Origin of the sequence: Caryophanon latum (genome assembly GCF_001700325.1) — a bacterium.
Lineage (GTDB): Bacteria > Bacillota > Bacilli > Bacillales_A > Planococcaceae > Caryophanon > Caryophanon latum.
Map to the genome: position 1 here is coordinate 1 of NZ_MATO01000066.1, position 24,492 is coordinate 24,492.

Here is a 24,492-nt window from a genome sequence, read left to right on the forward strand (position 1 = left end):
TCCTACGTCGCGGCTTACGGGGTCTTGAGGCACGAGCTTTTCCCCAAGGAGTCTCGCCGCACGCTCCCAAGCCACTACAATGCTGCATTCATGTCAGTTTTGCTACTGAAAACAACAGATTCAGCTTTATAAAAATGGCTAATCAACAGACCTGTTTTTTATTGTTATGTTTCATCATCGTAAGCTACAGTTGACGCATAATGGCTGCTGAAACGAGAGGCGGACTCCACCGAAAATAGCGAAAGTTTCTTTGGCGACGAGTAACCGCAGGAGCACATGTTTTTCTGTCTCGAGTAATCGCAGAGACAAAGCGAGCCGCAATACGCTCCTGCCAGTTCATTTCAACACGCTTGCCATTTTTACGTTTTTTACAAATCTATGTAAACAAAAGAAAAAACACGCCTCAACGTGTGAGGTCGTGTTATTTCAAGTCACTATGTGCAGCCTTTACGAGTGCTTCAAAGTTTGTATACGGTTCTAGCTGTTCGCCGTCTTTTCGGTTCACTAAATGGAATAAAAATTCGATGTTCCCTTCGCCACCTGTAATTGGTGAAAACGATGCATCCTTCACGACAAAGCCGATTTCCGTTGCCATTTTAGCTGTCTGCTCAAGTACAGCTAAATGCGTTTTCGGATCGCGCACGATGCCACCTTTGCCGACGTTATCCTTACCTGCTTCAAACTGCGGCTTTACAAGTGCCATGACGTCGCCACCTGGTACGAGCACCGTCTTTAACACCGGTAAAATAAGCGATAAAGAAATGAACGATACGTCAATCGTCGCAAACTCCGGTAAGCCTTCCACTAAATCTTCTGGCTTCGTATAGCGGAAGTTCGTCTTCTCCATTACCGTTACGCGCTCGTCGGAACGAATTTTCCAAGCAAGCTGGTTCGAGCCAACGTCAAGCGCATAACAATGACGCGCGCCGTTTTGTAATGCGCAGTCCGTAAAGCCACCTGTTGATGAGCCGATATCGAGCATTAATTTTCCGTCTACGCTCATATCAAAAATTTCTAATGCTTTTTCTAGCTTCAGTCCACCACGGCTAACGTATTTTAGCTGTGAGCCTTTTACTTGAAGCGGCGCATCGACGGCGATTTTTTCGCCCGCCTTGTCAATGCGTACTTCGTTTGTAAAGACTAAACCGGCCATAATGGCGCGCTTTGCTTTTTCACGTGTTTCACATAATCCACGCTCAACAAGCATAATGTCTACGCGCTCTTTCGGTGTTTTCGTCATAATTATGATTGCCCTACTTTTTCTGTATGATTCACGAGCAGCTCGATGCGTTTGACCGCTTCTTCTGTCGTTACATTAATTTCTGCTAATAGTTCTGGTACGTCGCCGTGCTCGATAAACTGATCGGGAATACCCATTCGGTCAATCGTCGCATGAAGACGCTCATCGTTCATAAACTCAAGCACGAAGCTACCGAAGCCACCTTGTAACGCTGATTCCTCAATCGTTAAAATCGGGAGCTTGCGACTTACAAGGTCACGTAACATCGCCTCGTCAAGCGGCTTAATGAAACGTGCGTTCACGACTTCTACATCGATGCCTTTTTGTGCTAATTGCTCCGCAGCTTCTAACGCCATCGGAATTGTCGTACCGAACGTTAAAATGGCAGCTTTCGTCCCTTTACGCAACACTTCCCATGAACCGATTGGAATTGGTGTTAACTCCGCATCCATCGGTACACCGTAGCCATTGCCGCGCGGGTAACGAATCGCAATTGGACCGTCATCGTACGCAAGCGCTGTTTTCACCATATGTTGCCCTTCGTTTTCGTCTTTCGGCATCATAAGTACGATGTTTGGCATATGGCGTAAAAATGAAATATCAAATACACCTTGATGCGTTTCACCGTCTGCTCCAACAAGCCCTGCGCGGTCGATGCCGATCACAACGTTTAAGTTCGGACGTGCAATGTCATGTAGCACTTGGTCGTACGCACGCTGTAAAAACGTTGAGTAAATCGATAAAAACGGCTTCATTTTTTGCGTCGCTAAGCCTGCTGCCATCGTTGCGGCGTGCTGTTCGGCAATGCCGACGTCGTAAAAGCGCTCTGGGTAATCGCTGCGAATACCTTCAAGCTTTGAACCGACTGGCATCGCAGGGGTAATAACGGCAATGCGTTCGTCGTGTGCCATTTCTTTGCGCACCGTTTCAGCGATTAATGCTGACCAACCTGGACCTTTTGCGGCAGATTTCACGAAGTCGCCTGTTTCGATTTTGTATGGACCGGTACCGTGCCAATTGCCGATCGTATCATCTTCAGCTGGCTTGTAACCTTTCCCTTTTTTCGTTAATACGTGTACAAGTACTGGACCTTTTACTTTTTTCGCGTATTCTAAATGATGCTCTAACGCTTCGAAATCATGTCCATCAATCGGCCCTAAATATTTAAAGCCCATCTCCTCGAAAAACACGCCTGAAACGACTAAATATTTTAACGAGTCTTTTACGCGCTCCGCTGTTGATGCTAATTTATCACCGACAACTGGAATTTTTTGCATTAATGATTCAAGCTCTTCTTTTGCCTTTGAATAATCGCGCGACGTACGTAAGCGACCTAATACACTATGGAGCGCACCGACGTTTGGCGCAATCGACATTTCATTATCGTTTAAAATAACGATCATATTCGTTTTTTCATGACCAATATGGTTTAAAGCCTCCAGCGCCATCCCCCCGGTAAGCGCGCCGTCTCCAATAATTGGTACTACATAATTCGATTCCTTTTTGATGTCACGTGCTGCAGCCATGCCCATTGCAGCTGAAAGTGATGTCGAGCTATGACCTGTTTCCCATTCGTCATGCTCACTTTCAATGAGTTTTGGGAAGCCACATAAGCCTTTATATTGGCGAAGTGTATCAAATTGCGCTGCACGCCCTGTTAAAATTTTATGCACGTACGCTTGATGTCCAACGTCCCATAAAAACTTATCTGCTGGGCTATCAAACACTTTATGAAGCGCAATCGTCAATTCTACTACACCTAAGTTTGGACCAATGTGACCACCTGTTACAGAGCATTTTTCAATTAAAAACTTGCGTACATCTGCTGCAAGCGCTGTTAATTGTTCATGATTTAGCTCTTTCAAAAAGGATGGACTAGTAATCGTCGTTAAATCCATCTCTTCACACACCTTTACTGTTGAATTCCTTATAGCTGTCATTTCCCCTATTATAACAGTGATAATCACATACTAAAAGTGTTTCACTTTTAAATTCGCGACATCCTACTTATTCATGACGTCGTTTTCCGTTTTTAGTTCGTACGTTTTACAATATATGCTGCAAACTGCTGTAGCAACGTCGTATCCGCTGACACATGCTGTAATGCGGCAATCGCCTGTTCAAAGTGATCGTTTAGCTTTTCCTTCGCGCCTTGTAACGTTAAAAGCGCTGGATATGTGCTTTTTTCACTAACAACGTCTTTTCCTGCCGTTTTGCCGAGTTGTTCTGTTGTACCTTCAATGTCTAAAATATCATCTTGAATTTGGAAAGCTAAGCCGATATGATGCGCGTAATTGACAAGCGCTTGACGCGTTTGCTCGTCCGCCTGTGCTAAAATCGCACTAGACTCGATGCTAAAGCGCAGCAACGCACCTGTTTTGTTTACATGCACACGTTCAAGCTCCTGTAAGTTTAGCGAGCGTTTTTCGCCTTCCATATCAAGCACTTGTCCGCCGACCATCCCTTCAGCACCTGCCGTATCGCTTAACAACGTAATTAAGTCGATTTTCACTTGTGCTGGTGCGTCCATGCGCGCGATGATGCCGAAACATAAAGAGTTTAACGCATCTCCTGCTAATACTGCAACATCTTCCCCGTAAACTTTATGATTTGTCGGCTTGCCGCGACGGAAATCATCGTTATCCATGCACGGTAAATCATCATGAATAAGTGAATATGTATGCATCATTTCAATAGCGCTTGCAATCGGTAAACCTTTCGTCACATCTTGTTCAAATAAGCTAAGCACCGCTAGCACATAAAGTGGACGTACGCGCTTACCACCTGCATCAAGTGAATATTGCATCGATTCTTTTATTGACTCTGGCCCTTGTAGGCGTGAAATTTCACCGCGCATATGCTCCTCAATTTGCGGTACATACGTCGCAATAAACTGCTGTAATTGTTGCATTTTTTATTCTCCCTTCACCGTGTTCAACGATGTTTCTTGACCGTTACGATCGACTAGTGTAATTAATTGTTGCTCCGCTTTTTGTAGCGTTTCGTGACAGTTTTTCGATAGCGTCATGCCGCGCTTATATAATTCAATCGCTTCCTCTAATGGTACATTTCCTTGCTCGAGTAAACGAACAACTTCCTCTAACTGCTCCATTGATTGCTCAAAAGATTGTGCTTTCTTTGCCATTACTACTCCTCCTTTTGCGTACTTGTAACGTCCGCATACACGGTGCCGTCCTTCATCGCAATGCGAATGGCATCCCCTTGCTGTAAATCGCTAACAGACGTTACGAGGCGCTCCTCCTGATAAATTGCCGCAAAGCCGCGCGTCAAAATTTGAAGCGGATTCAATGCCTCAAGTGTTCGCACTGCCGTTGTAAACTGCTGCTCTTTCATGCGTACATGTTGCATCATCGCCTGCTGCAAGCGATGCGTATAGTCGTCTGCTCGCTGCTTTTGTAGCGTCACATCAGGCTTTTCATATGCAAACTTTTGTGCAAGCGTTTCATAACGCTGCTTCGCCTGCATCATATGAATCGTCATGCGCTGTTCCAACTGCTCTTCACGCTGCACAAGTCGCTCAATAAACGGGCGATATAAGCGCTCAGGCTGTGCTAGCGGATACGATTGCTGCAAGCGCGTTAAACGAGCACGCTCATGTGTTAAGCGCGCATTCATCATTTGCTGCATTTGTGCTTGGTACGTCAAAATTGTATGCAGTACGTCTCGCTCGTTCGGCACGGCAAGTTCTGCTGCTGCAGTCGGCGTCGGTGCGCGTAAATCTGCTACAAAGTCCGCTATTGTCGTATCGGTTTCATGCCCGACTGCTGAAATAATGGGAATGCGACTAGCAAAAATAGCACGCGCTACAACTTCTTCATTAAACGCCCATAAATCTTCAATCGAGCCACCGCCACGCCCAACAATGAGCACATCACAAAGCGCCTCATCATTTGCACGCTCCACATTTCCGGCAATTGACTGCGCAGCACCTGTTCCTTGCACGAGCGTTTCGTAAATGCGAATATGCGCTTTCGGGAAACGTCGCTGCAGCGTCGTACAAATATCGCGCACCGCCGCACCTGTTGATGCCGTAATAACACCGATCGTTGCTGGCATGCGCGGAATTGGTTGCTTAAAGCGCGAGTCAAACAAACCTTCCTTTTGTAGCGCTTCCTTTAGCTGATTAAACGCTAAAAATAAGCCGCCAACACCATCTGGCTCCATCGACTGAACGTATAGCTGGTAATCACCTCGCGCCTCGTACACCGTCACTTCACTGCGCAGTAGCACTTGCATGCCGTCCTCTGGTATAAACGCTAAGTTGCTCGCCTGCGCTCGAAACATGACGGCTCGCATTTGCGCACAGTCGTCTTTTAACGTGAAATAAATATGACCGGACGTATGGATTTTCACGTTTGAGAGCTCACCTTTAACATATACATCTTTTAAATGTGGGTCGGCATCAAATTTATATTTAATATATTTCGTTAACGCTTGCACAGTTAAAAATTTTGATGACATGCCATCCCCCCACTTCTTTGATGTTTCTACTACATAGATCGAACTTTTGAATATGATACGAGAAAGGAATCGTTCTGACGTGTAGGCGGCGACTTTTGCTGGACAAAACCGAGGTCGCGTCTATGCGACAACGCCTTTATGACCGACATTGAAAAGCGTCCACCGAAACAAAAGAACAGTTACCATATTAAGTTCAATGTATATATTTATTTTTACTCGATTCATTCAATCGCTATTCCATTATACAAAAAATAAAAGGGTTGTGCTAAACGGAATCCCCTTTAGCACAACCCTTTTTATTCAATTCGTTACAAGTTGTTGTATTTCTACACAAAAACGTAACGACAATGACGTATTTATTGAACTTTTTGTTTTTATTGCGCGCTTGCAATTTCTGCTGCTTGCACTGTGTTATAAAGTAACATCGTAATTGTCATCGGCCCAACGCCGCCTGGTACTGGTGTAATGTGTGAAGCAATGCCATCTACGCTCGCGAAGTCTACGTCACCAACAAGCTTGTTGTTTTCGTCGCGGTTAATCCCAACGTCAATGACAACAGCGCCCTCTTTTACGTGCTCAGCTGTAATGAAGTTTGGACGACCTACTGCTGCGATAATAATATCCGCTTGCTTCGTATAAGATGGTAAATCGTTTGTTTTTGAGTGCGTGTACGTTACCGTCGCATCTTTTTGAAGCAATAATTGTCCCATCGGCTTACCAACGATGTGGCTGCGTCCAACGATGACCGCGTGCTTGCCTGCAACGTCAATGCCTGTATACTCAAGAAGCTTCATTACCCCAAAAGGCGTACAAGGTAAATATGTTTCTTGACCGAGCATCATTTTCCCAACGCTTACTGGGCTAAAGCCGTCAACGTCCTTTGCTGGGTCGATTGCCGCAATGATTGCGTCCTCATCAATTTGCTTCGGTAGTGGTAATTGCACTAAAATGCCGTGAATATCGTCACGACCGTTTAACTTCTCGATTTCCGCAACAAGCTCTTCTTGCGTTGTTGCTGCATCTAGCTTCACTAGCTCTGAGAACATACCGATTGCTTCACAAGACTTTTGCTTGTTTGCTACGTATGTTTTTGACGCTGGGTTATCCCCAACTAACACAACCGCTAAGCCTGGTGTTAAACCATTTTGCTTTAACGTCTCTACTCGCTGTGCGATCGACTCGCGAATTTGTTGACCAATTTCTTTACCATTAATAATTGCACTTGACATGTTTGATGTTACTCCTTCCAATATTCAAAACTACTTTGTTTCAATAAATTTAGAAAGTACTCCATTTACGAACTTGCTTGATTTTTCATCACCAAATGTTTTCGCCAGCTCAATTGCCTCATTGACAACTACGCCATCTGGTGCATCGTTTGAAAATTGTAGCTCGTAAACTGCCATACGTAATACTGTACGTTCAATTTTCGGTAATCGGCTTAATGACCAATTTTCTAGCTTTGCTGATAATTGCTCATCAATTGTTTCTTTATGTTCAGTTGTACCACGTACTAATTGCTCAAAAAATGCATCATATGCAGGTTGGGCTGCTTCTTCAAAAGAACGCTCAAGCGCATGATTCATCGCCTCTTCAAGTAATAGCTCTGTGTTGTCTAGCTGAAACAATGCTTGCAACGCTTTTTGTCGCGCTTCATGTCGTTTCATCGAAAGCTCTCCTATCTTGTTAACATTCGTTTTTATCATAGCACATTTTTTATATGATAACAGTGCGTTGACGTAAATTTTCAAAAGTCCGTTTTAATTTAAGTGAAATGTGTGTCATTCTGTCGCTTAATGACAAATATCGAGCCTGTTATGTTGTCGCTCATCTACTGCTCGCTCGCCTCAATCGCATATTAAAAGCTGTGCCAATTGTCCATTCAGACGTGTAGCACAGCCCGTACTATTTTATGCTTTCGCAACAATAATCGCAGCTTCTAACGTTAGTCGGTGTGCCTCCTTGTCCTCGTCGCTATAGTGTAGCTGCTCTGCCATGACGTGTAGCACCGCTTCCTTATAGCGCTCGACTGCTGGCAAATCGAAATAAATCATTCCTGTTCGGCGCACAAAAAAGTCCGCCGGTGTCATCGTCATTTCATACTCGATGCTATAACGTAATGCCGCATAAAGCGCCCGTGGCAATTCGCCTGCCTCTGCACCGCACGACATCACTTGCTCGACATTTGTGCCGTACATGCGCACGAGCCGCTCGCTTTCTTCTTCGCTATAGCCGTACGTCACGCCTCGCTCTGTCCATGTATTTACATATTGCTCAAAAAAGCGCGAGCCACTTAAATCGCCACCAGACAACGGCAAATGCTTCGTTACACAACGTCCGTATCGCTTAGCTGATTGCTGCTCTAAATCTTTCACGAGCACGTCGACTACTTTTTGCGCCATTTTACGATATCCTGTTAGCTTGCCGCCTGCTATCGTAATAACCGTTTCGCTCGTGCGCCAAATTTCGTCTTTCCGCGATATGTCAGAAGGGCTTTTCCCCTCCTCATGAATGAGCGGTCGCACCCCTGCCCACGTCGATTCAATGTGCGCATCAACTACGTGCGCATCTGGAAACATGTACTGAATAGCTGCGAGCAAGTACGCGCGGTCTTCCGGATCTACTACAAGCTTTGTCGCATCGCCATTATAAAACGTATCGGTCGTGCCAACGTACACTTTGTTGTCACGCGGAATCGCAAAAATCATCCGCCCGTCTGAATGATCAAAATAGACAGGCTGCTGAAGTGGAAAATGTGCAGCATCAATGACGACATGCACCCCTTTTGTGAGCACTAAATGCTTACCTTCTACTTTTTCGACAAAGCTGCGCACCTCATCTACCCACGGACCAGCTGCGTTAATGACGCGCTTCGCTTTTAGTTTATACGTCGCGTCCGTTAAACAATCAGCTATCGTCACCGCAGTAAAGGCGATATTTTTTTCATCAATGGCGACTGCTTTTGCATAGTTTACCGCCTGAACACCGCGCATCACAGCCGCCTTTAACACTTCAATCGTCAAGCGTGCATCGTCCGTGCGATATTCAACGTACATGCCACCACCGACCAAACCATCCTTCTTTAACGTCGGCACGCGCGCGAGCACCTCGTCACTCGACAGCATCATTTTGCGCTCCTTACGCTTCACACCTGCTAAATAGTCATAAACGGTGAGCCCAAGTGCAGTCGTCGCCTTGTCAAACGTGCCATCTGTATAAAACGGTAGCAACATCCAAAGAGGCGTCGTGACGTGTGGTGCATTTTCATACACAACAGCACGCTCTCGCCCTAGCTCTGCCACTTCCTTTATTTGTGCTTGCTTTAAATAGCGAAGGCCACCATGCACAAGCTTCGTTGAGCGGCTTGATGTTCCTTCTGCAAAATCTTGCATATCGACAAGTGCTACTTTCAAGCCACGTGTTACCGCATCGAGTGCGACACCAGCGCCGGTAATACCACCACCAATCACAACGACATCATACAATTCTCCGTCCATTTGTTGTAATAATTGCGTACGCTCTTTACTCGAAAACATTGTCTCACTTCCTTCACTCTTAATCTACCTTCCCAAGCGTGTTGATGAGCCATTCAATTGGCAGTTCGCGTCGTGCCGCTCGCTTTATTTCTGCGGTTACTCGTCGCATATAAATTCCTCGGGCTCGGCGGCGAACACGATGTTAGTCATGAAGGATTCTCGCCGCACGCTTCCTGCCACTATCATGCTGCATTCACTTCCGTCTTGCTACTAAAAACAAGCAATTGAGCTGTATAAAAGTGGCGTATTAACAGACATGATTCCTTCCTTCATTTTGTTCCCCTTTTCGCCTTGCATAAACAAAAAAATCGCCTCCTCACTATAAGGAGACGATGCGCTTATTTTACTTCCTCTTGTTCAAATTGAATGCCTGTAATGTGCACGTTTACTTCCGCTGTTTCAATCGACGTCATATTCATGATCGTTTGACGAATATTTGATTGAATTTCCTTTGCTACTTTCGGAATTGTTGCGCCGTATTTCACTGTGCAATAGACGTCGACAATAATTTTACCTTCTTCTGAAACGTTTGTTTTCACGCCTTTGCTATGTACCTTTTTGCCAAAGCGCTCTACAACACCTGATGCGAAGTTGCCACGCGTTGCTGCTACACCTTCTACTTCATTTACGGCAATACCTGCGATGACTTCAATTACTTCCGGTGCGACTTCAATTTGACCAAGCTCCTCTTTTCCGACCGGTGTTGGTTGTACGAATGATTGTGTAAGCTTTTCAGCCATTGTATTCATCCTCTCTATTTGCTATGCCCATAATTATACTACAAAACGATTCATATATTGAATGAAAACCTTTGTTACATTGAATTTCTTTCCCTTTTTAGCGATAATAAAAAAAACAACACGCGTGTTCACTGCACGTCTGTTATGAAGGAGCCTTTTACAATGAAACGCCTACTTTTTTCCACTTTACTGTTACTATGCCCTACTACTGCATATGCGAGCGAGCAAGCTGTCATCGGCGAACAGACGCTTGATTGCAAACACGTCACGTACTTGCAGCATGTCGACATTACAGTTGGCGAACAATGCGCTCGTTCGCTACAGCATGCTGAGCCGACACGCACATTTTTTGACGTCGATCCAATTGCAGCGCCACTTTTAACTACGTGGGCGTCGCGTTATGCGTTTGCAGCTCCTGCGTACGAGCCACTTCATGAACAAACGATCGCGATTTTAGATACAGGCTTTACAACAAACAGCGGCTGGCTACAATCATTTGTCACGCATACGTATGACGTAGTAGCAGGCACGACCGTTACTGACGATACGATTCACCACGGCACAGCAGTCGTCGCGTCAGCCGCTTTAGCGATGCAGCACGCTCCTGCTGACATCATCGTCATTAAAATCGATCAAAACGGCTCCTTGTCCATTCCAAACATCGTCAAAGGCATCGATTACGCAATCGAGCAAGGTGCAGACATTATTAATATGAGCTTAGGTGGCACGTACATCGACGAGCGCGAGCAACATGCAATCGAAAAAGCACTTGCACAAAACATTACGATTACTGCAGCAGCTGGCAATGAAGGGCATACGTACAACAAGCTAAACTACCCTGCTTCATACGAAGGTGTACTATCGATCGGCGCAATCGATGAACAACAGCAGCGCGCCAACTTTTCAAATTACAACGAACAATTATCATTCGTTTTGCCTGGTGCTAGCTTACCACTCATTCAAGACGATCAAATTAACGAAATAAGCGGCACATCGTTTTCAAGCCCGTTTGCAGCTGGCTTAATCGCAGCACTCCAGCAATATAGCGACGCTTCGTTTGACGTTTTGCACAACGCTTTAAAACGAACTGCCATTGACTTAGAAAAACCTGGTTACGACATTGCTACAGGCTACGGGCTCATTCATGCAAACGATGCGCTTCAATGGCTTCGCGGTGACGAGCAGCTACTGCGTACAATGACAAACCCATTCATTACCGTGACGTTTTCAAACGACGTTTCGCCGAATACAACATTGACACTTTATAAAGATCGTCAAATTGTTGCGACAACGACGACTGTGACGAACGATACTGCAACTGTTACACCTGAACATATACTATACAACGAAACGTATATGTTAAAGCTTGACCGCAGCGTGACGAGTGCAGAAGGAGTTGCACTAAGTGAACCGATGTACGTACCGATTCAATTTGTACAATAAAGAAACAGTCCGAGAAATCAAACTCGGGCTTTTTCTTTTGCGATTTGCTTTCATTACAATTTAAAAAACCCGCCCTCTACAAGTAGAGAACGGGTTAAAAGCGAATCAGCTTTCACCGATTATTTTTTTGTGTTTAAAATGTCGTTCTCTTCAAGGAACTTCGTGTTGAACTTCGCTGATTTGAACACATCATTGTTCATTAACGCTTGGTGGAAAGGAATCGTTGTGTTAATTCCAGGACCAGCGATGTCGAACTCTGATAATGCACGATCCATTTTTGCGATTGCTTCTTCACGTGTATCTGCATGCACGATTAATTTCGCAACCATTGAATCGTAGTAAGGTGGGATTGTGTAGCCTGGGTATACCGCTGAATCGATACGTACTCCGTAGCCGCCTGGTGCAACGTAAGTCGCTACAGTACCAGCTGATGGCATGAAGTTTTTGTATGCGTTTTCTGCGTTAATACGGCATTCAATTGCCCAACCGTTAATTTTAATATCTTCTTGTGCGAATGGTAATTTCTCACCAGAAGCGATTTTTAATTGTTGTTGTACAAGGTCAACACCAGTGATCATTTCTGTTACTGGGTGTTCAACTTGGATACGTGTGTTCATTTCCATGAAGTAGAATTTATCTTCTTGGTAATCGTAAATGAACTCGATCGTACCTGCACCTTCGTAGTTACAAGCTTTCGCTGCTTTAACAGCGGCTTCACCCATCTGTGCACGACGCTCTTCAGATAGCGCTGGAGATGGAGCTTCTTCTACTAGTTTTTGCATACGACGTTGTACTGTACAGTCACGCTCACCTAAGTGAACTACGTTGCCGTGACCGTCTGCAAGTACTTGAATTTCACAGTGACGGAAGTACTCGATGAATTTTTCTAAGTAAACACCTGGGTTACCGAAAGCTGCTGCTGCTTCTTTTTGTGTAATTTCGATGCCTTTTACTAAGTCTTCTTCAGTACGAGCTACGCGGATACCTTTACCGCCGCCGCCTGCTGTTGCTTTAATGATAACTGGGTAACCAATGTTAGCTGCCCATTCTTTACCAGTTTCGATATCAGGAACGATCCCTGTACCTGGAACTAATGGTACGTTAGCTGCTTCCATCGTGTCACGGGCAACGTCTTTAATACCCATGATTTTGATTGCGTCAGATGATGGACCGATAAATTTAATGCCTGCATTCTCACAAGCTTCAGCAAATGCTGCGTTTTCCGCTAAGAAACCGTAACCTGGGTGAATCCCATCAGCACCAGTTTTTTGCGCTACGCCAAGAACTGCCGGGAAGCTTAAGTAAGAATCTTTTGATAAATGTGGTCCGATGCAATATGCTTCGTCTGCTAATTTCACGTGTAGTGCATCTGCGTCAGCTGTTGAGTAAACCGCTACCGTTTTGATGCCTAACTCTTTACAAGCACGAATAATACGTACTGCAATTTCACCACGGTTTGCAATTAAAACCTTTTTCATGATGTTTGCAACTCCTTATTAGTTAGCTTTTACTAGGAATAGAGGTTGACCGAATTCTACTAATTGGCCATCTTTTACTAAAATTTCAACGATTTCGCCTTCGATTTCCGCTTCGATTTCGTTGAATAATTTCATTGCCTCTACGATACATACGATTGATTCGTTGCCTACTTTATCGCCAACTTGTACGTATGGTGCTGCGTCTGGAGAAGAAGCTTGGTAGAATGTACCAACCATCGGCGAAGTGATTTTATGTAACTCTGAATCAGCTGCAACCTCTGCTTTTGGTGCTTCTGGTGCTTTTGGTGCTTCAACTGCTGCAGGTGCCGCTGCTTTTGGAGCTTCTGGAGCTACCGCTGCAGGTGCCGCTGCTTTTGGAGCTGCTACAGGTGCGTCTACTGCTACGCCGTTTTTCTTAACTTTTAATTTTGCTCCGTCAACTTCGTATACGAACTCGTCTACTGAAGATGTATCTACTAATTTGATGATCTCACGAATTTCTTGAATTTTGAACATGTGCGAACTCTCCTTATGAATAAAAAATGATTACGGTTTCAATTGTACATTGTTTTCTCAAAATTTAAAATAGTTATCATGAAATTTAGGAAAACTTAACACAAAGTAGAGTGATAAAAACATAAAGAACATGATTTCGTACTGATATATAACAGATTGACGTCATTTTGACACAGTTAGCTTGAAAACGCTTTATCAAAGAAAGTTTGTTCACTTTTAAGGTCAGACGTGTCACGTTACAACAATTCGAATAACTTAAACGTACAAAAAGCTGTACTACACTGTGTTTTTTCATGAACTGCTGCTTCGGCAAATGGTGCGATGAGCGCTTCAGTGGTAGTTTCGATTATTTCCCTGTACAATGAATGCTGATAAACGAAAGGACTGACAAATCAATTATGAAAAAATGGTTATTACCGCTAATAGCCGCGCTCTTTTTAGCAGCGTGCAGCGACGAAGAAACGACACCGACAGACGCGACATCATTTGAAAGCGTCATCGACAACAACGTCATTGACATTTATCCAGTCGATGAGCCGAATGAAGACGTACAAAGTATTATAGATATTACAGAGAACACAACATTTGCTTCATTTATTTATAGCATGAGTGATGTTAGCTACTTACTTTTAAATTCGAGCGAGCATGTAAGCATTACAGCTGACGATAATGAGCGCGTACTGAGCATTCACCTGACGCGCGGTGAGCAAAAAACGGGCGACATCGAAACCGAGGTGTATGCGGTGTCATTCACTCATACGTACGATACAATTAAATTATTTGAAGGCGGCAAAGAAATTCCATTTGACATTTGGACGGAATAATAAAAAAACGGCGAGAGCATTATGCTTTTCGCCATTTTTCATGCTTACACACCTAAGCGCGCTAGCACCTCTTCAATTGTCGTCGCTTCGCATAAATAACCGCGTTCCCCAACCCATATCGATAAAAACTCTGGGCGCTTTTGAACGGTTGCGGCCGCGCGAATCGCCTTCGTTAAATCATTTTGAAGTGGATACGGTGCAACGACCTTCCCTTTCATATACTCAACGAACTCATTTTTCACCCCACGCGCCATTTTACCTGAAAATGCTTTCGTATAGACAGTATTGTTGTGCGTTAAACGCTTAATTTCAAGCTTCACAATATCTGGTGTTTCGCATTCGTCTGTAATGAGAAATGCCGAGCCTACCTGTACATAATCAGCACCGTCTGCCGTTAAGTCTGCAACGTCACGCGCATCAATAATACCACCTGCTGCGATAATTGGAATGCTCACCGCTTCTTTAATTGCACGCACTAAGTCGCGCGTAGCATGGTACTCATTTTGATCCGTAAAGGACCCGCGATGACCACCCGCTTCCTTTCCTTGCGCCACGACGTACTGACAGCCTGCTTGCTCTACTGACTTAGCCTCTTCTACCGTCGTCGCTGTGCCAATGACCGTCATGCCTGCATCAAATAAACGTTGCAGCACACTTTGCTCTGGTAAACCGAACGTAAACGATACGATTGGCACTTGCTCCTCGATAATGACATCTATTTGATTTGAAAAAATTTCAGTCGATGTGACACGCTGTACATGGTTAACGTTTAACTGCTCGTAAATTGGTAATAGCGCCTGCTTCGCCTGTTGCAACACATTAATGTCAATGCGTGGCTCTTCTTGTATAAATAAATTTACTTGAAACGGTTTTGTCGTTTGCTGTTTTACTGCTTGAATAAACTCGCGCGTTTGCGGGCCATTTAAATAACCTGCTCCTACTGATCCTAAAATCCCTGCGTTACTGCACGCTGCCACAAATGATGGTGTCGTAACTCCTGCCATCGGTGCTTGAATAACTCGTTTGTCGATTTGTAACATAGTTCTGCCCCTCTCTCTTTACATATTATTGTACGCTACTCCGACGAATCTGTGTATAAATTCAACCACTTTCCGCTACGCTTTTTCATATTTTTTTGCGCTTTTGCATAATAAATAAGAAAACAGCGAATGGAATGAGTCCATTCACTGCTTCCTACTCGTTAGCTAAGCTTACGACGTCGATACATAACGATTGCTGCAATTAAGACTAATAACGCACCTGCAACAGTTAACATCGCCGTTGATTGAACATTCGTTTGCGGTAATGTTGCCGTTGTTGTTGTCGTCGTTGTTCCACTTGGGAGTGCTGTCGTCGTTACTGCTGGCTTCGTTGTTGTTGTCGTCGATGGGTAATACGTCGTCGTGCCACCTGCTGTAGACGATGTCGTCGTACCTGGACGCGTCGTTGTTACTGTACCTGTCGTTGATCCACCACTGTTCGGTGTTGAAATGCTACCTCCACCTGTGCTCGAGCTTCCTCCACCAGTCGTAATATTGGAGTTAGTCCCGCCTCCTGTGTTGCCACCCGTTCCTGGAGTTGAAGTGTTTCCTCCTCCTCCTGTGTTGCCGCCCGTTCCTGGAGTTGAAGTGTTTCCTCCTCCTCCTGTGTTGCCACCCGTTCCTGGAGTTGAAGTATTTCCTCCGCCTCCTGTGTTGCCGCCCGTTCCTGGAGTTGAAGTATTTCCTCCTCCTCCTGTGTTGCCGCCCGTTCCTGGAGTTGAGTTATTTCCTCCGCCTCCTGTGTTGCCACCCGTTCCTGGAGTTGGCGAACTAGGGTCTGGATTGCCACCGTTATTGTTACCTGAACCATCCGTATTTGGATCTCCACCGCCACCGATGTTCCCACCACTTGGCAATGGACTATTCAGCGCTGTAAACGTAAACGTTGCATTATCTTGAATCGTTACTGATGCTAACTCCATATTTAAACGGTAACCTGCTGGTGCAATGACTTCTTTTAATGTGTACGTGCCTGCTGGAATGTTTGCTACAGTTGCTTGACCTGTCGCATTCGTAATGAGCGTGTACGTATTCACACCGTTTGATAATTCAAATGCTGCACCTGCTAATCGTTTGCTCGCATTCGTCGCATCGACTTTCACAAGCATGAACGTGCCGACTTTTTGTTGCGCGACGTTCGTTGCTGTTAGCTCAGTCATTTCATTTGCGCGAATTTGTACGGTCGTTACTTGTGGATCTAATACATAACCTGTTGGTGCAACAATTTCACGCACTGTGTAATTACCCGCTTCTACATTTCGTGCAATTGCTTCACCGTTCGCATTCGTCTCTAACGTAATTGTCGTCACACCGTTTGATAATTCAAACTTCGCACCTGCTAATCGCAATGAACGATTCGCATTATCGACTTTAATGATTTTAAACTCGCCGTTTACAACAGCGCGTGTGTTTTCAACAATTACTCGTGCTGTGCCATTTGCTGTCACCGTAACAATTGTTTCACGGTTCGTTGCAACATAGCCTGTTGGTGCTTTATCTTCTACTAATCGATACACGCCTGGCTGTACGTTTTGCACCGTCGCAATACCGCTGCCGTTCGTTGGACCAACTTTATATGACTGTTGATCGTTATAAAGCGTGAACTCGGCACCTGCTAATGCACCTTTTGTCGTCGCATCGATTTTCGTCACTTCAACTGTGCCAACTGGTGGCGGCGGTACAACAACGGCTATGTTTGTAAACGTCAGCTCAGTCGTTTTACCTGCCTCAATCGTCACAACTTTCGGTACGCTGTTTAACACGTAGCCGCTCGGTGGTGAAATTTCCGTCACGATGTAGCTACCTGCTGCTAAATTCGTCACTACTGCTTCACCGCTCGCATTCGTTTCAAACGGAATTGTCGTTGTGCCATTTGAAATTTGGAATACTGCACCTGCTAAACGGGCATTCGTTGCTGCATCAACTTTCGTCAGCTTGAAGTTACCTGCTTGTTTCACATTGTACATTGTTACTCGTGTTGTCTTATCGCTTTCGATTGTGAACTTCACTGGCTGTTGATCTAACACGTAACCATTTGGTGCTTTCGTTTCTGTTAACGTGTACTCGCCTGGTGGTAAATTATTCAGAATCGACGTACCATTTGCGTTTGTCGCGCCAACTTTATACTCAATGCTGCCGTTTGATACGACAAACTCTGCTCCTACTAATAGCGTATTCGTTCCTTGCTCTAGCTTCGTTACTTCTAGTGAACCGTTTGGTGGTGGTACTTGTGTGTTTTTCACTACTACTTTAAACGTTTCACCTGAGCTAATTTTCACAACGATTGGCTTATCATCGAGCACGTAGCCTGCTGGTGCCTTCGTTTCTGTTAACGTATAGTTGCCGACTGGTAAATCGGTAATGATCACTTGACCATCTGCACCTGTTGTTACTTTCGTGCTTTCTTGATTGTTTTCACTTACAAGCGTAAACTCCGCGTCTGCTAAAAATGCATTCGTTTCAGCATCTACTTTTGTAATTGCTAGTTGACCTGGTGGTAGCGGCTCTTTGTCATTTGCTGCATTAATGATCACGCTTAACTGCTCTTCCGTAATCGCAAACGTCCAAGGCTCTGCTGCTAACACGTAGCCTGCTGGTGCTAGTATTTCAACGAACTGGTATTCACCAAGTGGTAAGTCCATCGCTGAAATTTGACCATTGTCATTTGTTGTTAATACATTTCCAAAATCAACATACGTGCCATTTTGTTTTATTTGTAACTTAAACGTCGCACCTTGTAACGCTTTTTGTGCATCTGCGCGATCGATTTTCGTTAAAATAACGCTACCTGTTGGCGGCTCTTTTTCCGTGAATGTTGTCACTGGACACGGATTTTCAGGTGTACCTGGTGTAATCGTTAGCTCGCCAATTTCCTTATCTTTATCATCTGTTACCGTATAGTTACCTGGTGTTGTCGTTAATGGAATTTTGTCTACTGGTACTTTTTCGCCATTAATCGTAATTGTGCTGCCTGGTGGTAACTGTGGTGTTGGAACAAATTCCTTGTCACATACTGGCGCTGGTGGTGATATATGCGTCACCGTTGTCTCACAGTTAACTGTGCGATCTACAGTTATTGGATCATCATACGTCACACCCGTCGTTTGATTTGTGATCGTATACGTTCCATTTTGTAAATCTTTGAATACAACTTTACCATCTTCGCCAACGAACTCTGCCACTCGACCACCTGCATCTGTCGTTAATACAATGAGTGTACCCGGAGCTACTGGCATGCCGTCCTCTGTAATGTTCATTGTGAATTGCTCACACACTTCGGCTTTTGGTGATTCATATGAAACTGTGTCTTTACAGCCTAACTCATAATCTACTGTAAGTTTTTCTGTTGTATACGTTACGTCTCCCGCTTCATTTGTCACAATGTACTTGCCTTCTGCTAATTGCTTGAAGTTAGCTATACCTGCGTCATCAACGGATTCTTGGAATTTCACACCGTCTTCATTCACTAATACAACTATCGTACCTGGTGTTAATGTGTTGCCATCAACTGTTACCGTCACTTCGAAATCGCTACACATATTCGATGCAGGTGTGAACGTGCCTTCTGGACATGGGTTTTCTTTCGTTTTTTCTGGTACTGTAATTTCACCAATGTCTTTACCCTCTTCATCTTTCACTGGGTATGTCCCTGGTGGTGTGTCCATTGGAATTTCTGCACCCGGTACTTCTTTGCCGTCAATGACTACTACGCTTCCTTCTGGTAATTCTGGTACTTTAATGAACGCTTCTTCACATATCGGTGATGCAGGCGTGAACGTGCCTTCTGGACATGGGTTTTCTTCTGTTGTTTCTGGTACTTTAATTTCACCAATGTCTTTACCCTCTTCATCTTTCACTGGGTATGTCCCTGGTGGTGTGTCCATTGGAATTTCTGTACCTGGTACTTCTTTGCCGTCAATGACTACTACGCTTCCTTCTGGTAATTCTGGTACTGGAATAAACTTATGCTCACATACTGGACCTGGCGTTTTTCCTTCAACTGTTACGCCTTCCTCACATGTCGTTTCGTCCACTGTAATTGTGCCATATACAACATCGTTCGTTCCGATGACTTTGTACTCGCCCTCGGTTACTTTCGGGAACGTCGCTTTTCCGTTTTCATCCGTTGTCACTGTGAATGTAATCGTCTCATCCGTTGTGCTCACGATTGTAATTTCCTCATTTGCGACAAACTCACCGTCTGCTTTTACAATCACTTCAAACATGTCACATGTTGGGTTAGCATCTACAATTTCTTCACAATCTTCTGCGTAGCTTACTGTTACTTCCCCATACGTTGTCTTGCCTGCTTCATCTTTGATCGTATAGTTGCCTTCTGGTAACTCTGTGAAGCTTGCCTTACCATTTTCAATCGTGCCATCAATTTTCGCGCCAGCTTTATCGACTAACACAATTTTCGTGCCGTCTGCTAATGGTTGATCGCCTTGCTTCACGATCACATCAAATTTCTCACATGTCGGGTTGTACGTTACGACTTCTTCACAGTCTTCTTCGTAATTTACTGTTACTTCTCCATACGTTTTCGTGCCGTCTTCACTTGTTACCGTGTACGTGCCTTCTGGTAACTCTGTGAAGCTCGCCTTCCCATTTTCGATCGTGCCCTCAATTTTCGCGCCATCTTTATCAACTAACACCACTTTCGTGCCGTCTGCTAATGGTTGATCGCCTTGCTTCACGATCACATCAAATTTCTCACATGTCGGGTTGTACGTTACGACTTCTTCACAGTCTTCTTCGTAATTTACTGTTACTTCTCCATACGTTTTCGTGCCGTCTTCATTTGTTACCGTGTACGTGCCTTCTGGTAACTCTGTGAAGCTTGCCTTCCCATTTTCGATCGTGCCATCAATTTTCGCGCCAGCTTTATCGACTAACACAATTTTCGTGCCATCTGCTAATGGTTGATCGCCTTGCTTCACGATCACATCAAATTTCTCACATGTCGGGTTGTACGTTACGACTTCTTCACAGTCTTCTTCGTAATTTACTGTTACTTCTCCATACGTTTTCGTGCCGTCTTCACTTGTTACCGTGTATGTGCCTTCTGGTAACTCTGTGAAGCTCGCCTTACCATTTTCGATCGTGCCATCAATTTTCGTGCCATCTTTATCGACTAACACAATTTTTGTGCCATCTGCTAATGGTGTACCGCCTTGCTGTACCGTTATTTCAAACGCTGAACATACTTTAGAGTTTTCAACTGTTAACGTTTCTTCTGTATTGTCTGCATTTAATGTAAACGTGTAGCTTTGCTCTGTACCAAATTTGTAGCCAATTGGTGCTTGTACTTCCACAAATTGATAATCGCCTAGTTTTAATTCATTTAAATAAATCGTACCGAGCATTGACTCTTGATCAGACGTTGTAAATGTTATTGGCGTTGCACCTGCTGCTAACCAGTCACCTTTTTCATTGACATTTTTGTAAGTGCCGTCTGTATCTTTTCGTTGTAACTTAAACTCTGCACCTGCTAGTTTCAAGTCTTTCTTAAACGAGTCAATTTTTGTTAATGTAACAGAGGCATTGATTTTCGGATCGTTCTCAAATGCTAATTCTTGAACTTCTGTACCGACTGTTACTGTTTTTGGCTCGCTATTTAAAATATAGCCTACAATTGTTTCTGCTTCGTACACTTCCACTTCGCCATATGGTAAGCGGCTAAATGTGGCGATACCATTTTCATCTGTAATCGCACTTACTGTGTACGTTTGCTCGCCAGGCATATCTGGTTGTTGTGGGTCTGCTTTAAATGTAGCGTTAAACACAACACCTTCTAGCGGTTCACCTGTATGCGATGCTGTTTTCTTCACCGTTACTGAACCTGTAGCTGTTGCACTTGCTCCAGCTAACGCAAATGCTTGTTTATTCAACTCACTTGTGCCCGTTGATAAGTTCGCAATTTGCTTACCATCTACATCCACACTATTGTTAATTTCTTCTCCATTTGCGGCTAAAACGAATGATTTGTACGTAACAATATACGGTCGATCAATAACACCATGAATCGTCATGTTTAACGTATTACCATCAATCGTGTACGTATACTTCTTTTCACCTTCACCCATCGTTACGGGATTTCCTGCTACTAGCACATTTTTGTTATCTGTATCAATTGTTGCTTCAAATACTTCAATTGAATCCGCATTTAATACTTGATTTGCAGATAATACGTCAACGATTTCAATACTGTCGACCGTCGATTGCGCTGCGTTCACATCTAAACGCCACGTTGCATTACGACCATTTGTTAAACCATCTTTAGAAACATGCTCACCACCACGCGGTACTTCTGCTGTACCTGTAATGATAGACTCTTTTAAATCTTCTTTATCATTTACATAATTGATTTTGAAATCATTTTTGTAAGATGCTTTATCAATTAAGTCGTCCTTCATCTTCGTCTCATACGTTAAAATATAGCGACCCATTGGATCAATACCTTTTTTCGCAATAAGGTCATCCATGTTTAACGTAAAGCCTGTTTCAGTTGACTTAATGAGTTCCTTCCATTCCGCTTCTGTCACGGCAATATCTTCTGTGCCACTCGTGTATTCTTTCCCTGCCTTATTCCCTTCAAATGGCACATCTACATACCATTTTTTTAATGTAAACGTTGTTAAGCCGAAGTTGTGGTTTCCTTCTATTGTATCGGTAATGACCGCACCTTCTAATGAACGAACATTGTAGTTAAAGCCAACTTCCCACGTAATTTTACGATTTTGTAAATCATACGTAGCATCTTTAAAACCGTTTTGCATCATGAATGGATTGTTTGTAAACTCATGACTTGCTGAGGCAGTTCCTACATACGTGCCACCTTCTCTTAAATAAGCATTATTGTGTAAATCATATTCTTTATACTTTTCAATTCGTTCTTTATCTAAGTCTGCGTTAAATGGTGTTTCAACTTCAATAACGTATAATCCTGACTCAGTCGGCGTAGTGCTGCCCTCTGGATAAAGATGATAGGATATTTTGTTTGACACAATACCGTTTGCATCTGTTTCGTATTTAATGTGGTATTTACTCACATCAACAATTTCACCTGTCAAAGTTTCTCCATCTTGTTTGTCTAGGATTTCATAATACGTATAACCGTCGCCTACCACCTTTGACTGTATATATCCTGTTGTATATTTAGTTATTTTAATGTTGTCTTTTGTTACTTCTGATAATAGTAAACGTGAGCCGGACCAATCAAAAATATTAATCAACTTCGCATTGCCCTCTGGTACACGAACTACGAACTGTGTCGTGATTTTTTGATTTTCATAATCTAAATTTGAGACATTTTTATAAAATATTTTATTCCCAAATCGTCCATATGCGTAAGAAGCTGATTTTGATTCTGATGCACGAACACGCTCACCGTTATTTGTCACGTGTAGCTGAACGCTGTTTCTAATTTCATTATTCGCTTGAGAATAGTACATGTCCAAAGATGAATCTTCTGTGTCGTACGTAATTTTGAACGCATCTGTCGTCGGTGAACCTATATAACGTAAGATGAACTCTACTGCACCTGCGCCTTCCGCTGTACTATTTGGAGCTGTTTTAAATTCAAAATTATTAGCAAAGGAAACTTCTTCAAAATCACCTGTCGTTCCTTTACGATATACTTTCATTGAATTTGGTACATATCGTATACGTTTTGAATATTGTCCATACGTTGAAAAGTCAACTTTATCTTGAACTTCTAAGTTACTAGGAATTGTTTTCCTGTTATTTGTATTATTAAATGTAATTTCCCAGTTTTGCTTATTGCCCGATGAAATTGTTAAGTCATTTCCTGTTTTATTTGCTCCTACTTCATTTTTCGGTTCTCTTTTATTTGCCTTTGTCAAGTCAATTAAATTTTCATACTTTACCGGCGTTGCTTTCAATTCCTTACCATTAAACAACGCTGTGTTGTTAAACGTTATTGACGGTGCTTGTGGATCAATTTTCGTTTCAAACTCAATAATGTATGCGCCTGAAATGTTGCCTAAGTTAAACGATAAGTTCGTCGCACTACCTGAGTTTTGCACATTCGTCACTTGCGCACCGTATGCTAGCTTGCCACCTTCACTTACTTTTAGCTTATGCACTTTTAACGTAGTCGGATCAAATGTTAAATATTGTTGCAATGCGTCTGTTACGGTCGCATTCGAAACGTTTTTTAACTCTGTATTAACATACATTGACCATTTAATGCGACTCGGATTACTTTCAAGCTTGCCATATTTTCCATCGATACTTGAAAACGCTGCTTCAAGCTCTAACGTATGCTCATTTTCAAGTGTGATCGTTTGCTTGTTCGATTCAAATGTGTAATCTGGATTAATCCACGTTTCAAACCAAAACCACGCATCTACATTTTGTAAATTCGGCTTAAATTTTAACGTTACGGTTCCGTCTGCTTCAATCGTATACGTACCGATATTTTGACCTGCATGTATTAATGGTTGGTCCGTTGCAGGATTAGGCATTTTAAACACGTTCGTCGGAAGCTTAAACTCCGACACTTGCCCCTCGCTACCTGTATTCGTAAATTTAAAATTGTAATTCATTTTAATACGTGTCGTTTCATCTGTAATACTTGTCTGGGCTGCACCTGCTGCATCACTATACGAAATTTGAATATCCGTTAACCCATTAATTCCTTCTGCTGCAACTTTCGGGACTCCTATTCCTGTTGTCAACAAAATCGCACTCAAGACGAGTACGAATGCAAAACATATATGCATTATTTTTTTCATATGTTGCTTTCCCTCCTTTTTAACACAAGAACCATCGTAAATAAGACCTGTTGTTTGAACCGCCTTGTTGTGCCGCATTCCCCTTTCTGCAAAATGTACAAAATATGATACAAAGCAGGTGCCTTTTGAAGCATTCCTATCCTTTTTTTGTACATTTTTCGTTACATGATTATATGCGCGTATTGCTTACTCTTTACCTAAAAAACATACCCTTAAAACATTTAACCTAAAAATCCATCGCTTTTTTTAAAATTTTCCCTTTTATACTTAAATATCATATAAAAAAACGACAAATAAGGTATTTAGATGCAGTTTGAATATCGGCATTTGACATCATGATTGAACAAGGCATTTAGAACTATATCAAAATTGAGAGAAGGACATATACCGCACATAAATAGACGACAAAAAAAGACCATTTGACGAATATTCGC

15 protein-coding genes are annotated in these 24,492 nt (G+C 43.3%); 2 read left to right on the top strand and 13 right to left on the bottom strand.

The window, feature by feature from the left end; all coding sequences use genetic code 11:
• Positions 1 to 421: 421 nt before the first annotated feature.
• The 9 genes from A6K76_RS14360 to A6K76_RS14400 all read right to left on the bottom strand — a co-directional run bounded on the left by A6K76_RS14360 (position 422) and on the right by A6K76_RS14400 (position 9,998).
• The gene (locus tag A6K76_RS14360; protein WP_066466289.1) at positions 422 to 1,240 is read right to left on the bottom strand and encodes a TlyA family RNA methyltransferase; all 819 of its coding nucleotides are present in this window, start codon (positions 1,238 to 1,240) and stop codon (positions 422 to 424) included.
• 2 nt (positions 1,241 to 1,242) lie between these two features.
• Complete coding sequence (gene dxs / locus A6K76_RS14365; RefSeq protein ID WP_066466290.1) at positions 1,243 to 3,138, bottom strand: 1-deoxy-D-xylulose-5-phosphate synthase; 1,896 nt, start codon at positions 3,136 to 3,138, stop codon at positions 1,243 to 1,245.
• Between the two features lie 134 nt (positions 3,139 to 3,272).
• Complete coding sequence (locus tag A6K76_RS14370; RefSeq protein WP_066466291.1) at positions 3,273 to 4,151, bottom strand: polyprenyl synthetase family protein; 879 nt, start codon at positions 4,149 to 4,151, stop codon at positions 3,273 to 3,275.
• Between the two features lie 3 nt (positions 4,152 to 4,154).
• Positions 4,155 to 4,385 carry an exodeoxyribonuclease VII small subunit gene (locus A6K76_RS14375; RefSeq protein WP_066466292.1) on the bottom strand — a complete coding sequence of 77 codons (231 nt, stop codon included), beginning with the start codon at positions 4,383 to 4,385 and terminating at the stop codon, positions 4,155 to 4,157.
• 2 nt (positions 4,386 to 4,387) lie between these two features.
• A complete protein-coding gene (gene xseA, locus A6K76_RS14380) occupies positions 4,388 to 5,722 on the bottom strand; it encodes an exodeoxyribonuclease VII large subunit (RefSeq protein WP_066466293.1) in 1,335 nt (444 codons plus the stop codon).
• Positions 5,723 to 6,096: 374 nt separating this feature from the next.
• Positions 6,097 to 6,951: a bifunctional methylenetetrahydrofolate dehydrogenase/methenyltetrahydrofolate cyclohydrolase FolD gene (folD, locus tag A6K76_RS14385; protein ID WP_066466294.1), complete on the bottom strand. Its 855-nt coding sequence runs from the start codon at positions 6,949 to 6,951 to the stop codon at positions 6,097 to 6,099.
• Positions 6,952 to 6,981: 30 nt separating this feature from the next.
• Positions 6,982 to 7,389 (bottom strand): transcription antitermination factor NusB, encoded by a 408-nt coding sequence (gene nusB / locus A6K76_RS14390; RefSeq protein WP_066466295.1) that lies wholly within the window; start codon positions 7,387 to 7,389, stop codon positions 6,982 to 6,984.
• Positions 7,390 to 7,632: 243 nt separating this feature from the next.
• On the bottom strand, positions 7,633 to 9,258 hold the full coding sequence (locus A6K76_RS14395) for a glycerol-3-phosphate dehydrogenase/oxidase (RefSeq protein WP_066466296.1): 1,626 nt from the start codon (positions 9,256 to 9,258) through the stop codon (positions 7,633 to 7,635).
• Between the two features lie 338 nt (positions 9,259 to 9,596).
• On the bottom strand, positions 9,597 to 9,998 hold the full coding sequence (locus A6K76_RS14400) for an Asp23/Gls24 family envelope stress response protein (protein ID WP_066466297.1): 402 nt from the start codon (positions 9,996 to 9,998) through the stop codon (positions 9,597 to 9,599).
• A gap of 162 nt (positions 9,999 to 10,160) precedes the next feature.
• Here A6K76_RS14400 and A6K76_RS14405 point away from each other — a divergent pair, with 162 nt between their 5' ends.
• Entirely contained in the window at positions 10,161 to 11,441 is a 1,281-nt protein-coding gene (locus A6K76_RS14405) for a S8 family peptidase (protein WP_066466298.1), read from the top strand.
• A 119-nt stretch (positions 11,442 to 11,560) separates the two neighbouring features.
• Here A6K76_RS14405 and accC read toward each other — a convergent pair whose 3' ends face one another.
• Complete coding sequence (accC, locus tag A6K76_RS14410) at positions 11,561 to 12,919, bottom strand: acetyl-CoA carboxylase biotin carboxylase subunit (RefSeq protein WP_066466299.1); 1,359 nt, start codon at positions 12,917 to 12,919, stop codon at positions 11,561 to 11,563.
• An 18-nt stretch (positions 12,920 to 12,937) separates the two neighbouring features.
• Positions 12,938 to 13,435: an acetyl-CoA carboxylase biotin carboxyl carrier protein gene (gene accB, locus A6K76_RS14415; RefSeq protein ID WP_066466300.1), complete on the bottom strand. Its 498-nt coding sequence runs from the start codon at positions 13,433 to 13,435 to the stop codon at positions 12,938 to 12,940.
• A 398-nt stretch (positions 13,436 to 13,833) separates the two neighbouring features.
• Between accB and A6K76_RS14420 the strand changes: the two genes are divergently transcribed.
• On the top strand, positions 13,834 to 14,259 hold the full coding sequence (locus A6K76_RS14420; protein WP_066466301.1) for a putative periplasmic lipoprotein: 426 nt from the start codon (positions 13,834 to 13,836) through the stop codon (positions 14,257 to 14,259).
• Positions 14,260 to 14,303: 44 nt separating this feature from the next.
• Here A6K76_RS14420 and A6K76_RS14425 read toward each other — a convergent pair whose 3' ends face one another.
• Both A6K76_RS14425 and A6K76_RS14430 read right to left on the bottom strand, forming a co-directional pair.
• Complete coding sequence (locus A6K76_RS14425; RefSeq protein ID WP_066466302.1) at positions 14,304 to 15,299, bottom strand: NAD(P)H-dependent flavin oxidoreductase; 996 nt, start codon at positions 15,297 to 15,299, stop codon at positions 14,304 to 14,306.
• Positions 15,300 to 15,460: 161 nt separating this feature from the next.
• Positions 15,461 to 24,058, bottom strand: coding sequence for a SpaA isopeptide-forming pilin-related protein (locus tag A6K76_RS14430; RefSeq protein ID WP_066466303.1), 8,598 nt, complete (start codon positions 24,056 to 24,058; stop codon positions 15,461 to 15,463).
• Positions 24,059 to 24,492: the final 434 nt, after the last annotated feature.

Bases quoted from the DNA above. Each gene is read 5' to 3' on its own strand.
- A6K76_RS14395 (WP_066466296.1), bottom strand. From the start codon at position 9,258: ATGTTTTCGAGTAAAGAGCGTACGCAATTATTACAACAAATGGACGGA.
- xseA (WP_066466293.1), bottom strand. From the start codon at position 5,722: ATGTCATCAAAATTTTTAACTGTGCAAGCGTTAACGAAATATATTAAA.
- A6K76_RS14420 (WP_066466301.1), top strand. From the start codon at position 13,834: ATGAAAAAATGGTTATTACCGCTAATAGCCGCGCTCTTTTTAGCAGCG.
- nusB (WP_066466295.1), bottom strand. From the start codon at position 7,389: ATGAAACGACATGAAGCGCGACAAAAAGCGTTGCAAGCATTGTTTCAG.
- A6K76_RS14405 (WP_066466298.1), top strand. From the start codon at position 10,161: ATGAAACGCCTACTTTTTTCCACTTTACTGTTACTATGCCCTACTACT.
- A6K76_RS14425 (WP_066466302.1), bottom strand. From the start codon at position 15,299: ATGTTACAAATCGACAAACGAGTTATTCAAGCACCGATGGCAGGAGTT.
- accB (WP_066466300.1), bottom strand. From the start codon at position 13,435: ATGTTCAAAATTCAAGAAATTCGTGAGATCATCAAATTAGTAGATACA.
- accC (WP_066466299.1), bottom strand. From the start codon at position 12,919: ATGAAAAAGGTTTTAATTGCAAACCGTGGTGAAATTGCAGTACGTATT.
- A6K76_RS14360 (WP_066466289.1), bottom strand. From the start codon at position 1,240: ATGACGAAAACACCGAAAGAGCGCGTAGACATTATGCTTGTTGAGCGT.
- A6K76_RS14400 (WP_066466297.1), bottom strand. From the start codon at position 9,998: ATGGCTGAAAAGCTTACACAATCATTCGTACAACCAACACCGGTCGGA.
- A6K76_RS14370 (WP_066466291.1), bottom strand. From the start codon at position 4,151: ATGCAACAATTACAGCAGTTTATTGCGACGTATGTACCGCAAATTGAG.
- folD (WP_066466294.1), bottom strand. From the start codon at position 6,951: ATGTCAAGTGCAATTATTAATGGTAAAGAAATTGGTCAACAAATTCGC.
- A6K76_RS14430 (WP_066466303.1), bottom strand. From the start codon at position 24,058: ATGAAAAAAATAATGCATATATGTTTTGCATTCGTACTCGTCTTGAGT.
- dxs (WP_066466290.1), bottom strand. From the start codon at position 3,138: ATGGATTTAACGACGATTACTAGTCCATCCTTTTTGAAAGAGCTAAAT.
- A6K76_RS14375 (WP_066466292.1), bottom strand. From the start codon at position 4,385: ATGGCAAAGAAAGCACAATCTTTTGAGCAATCAATGGAGCAGTTAGAG.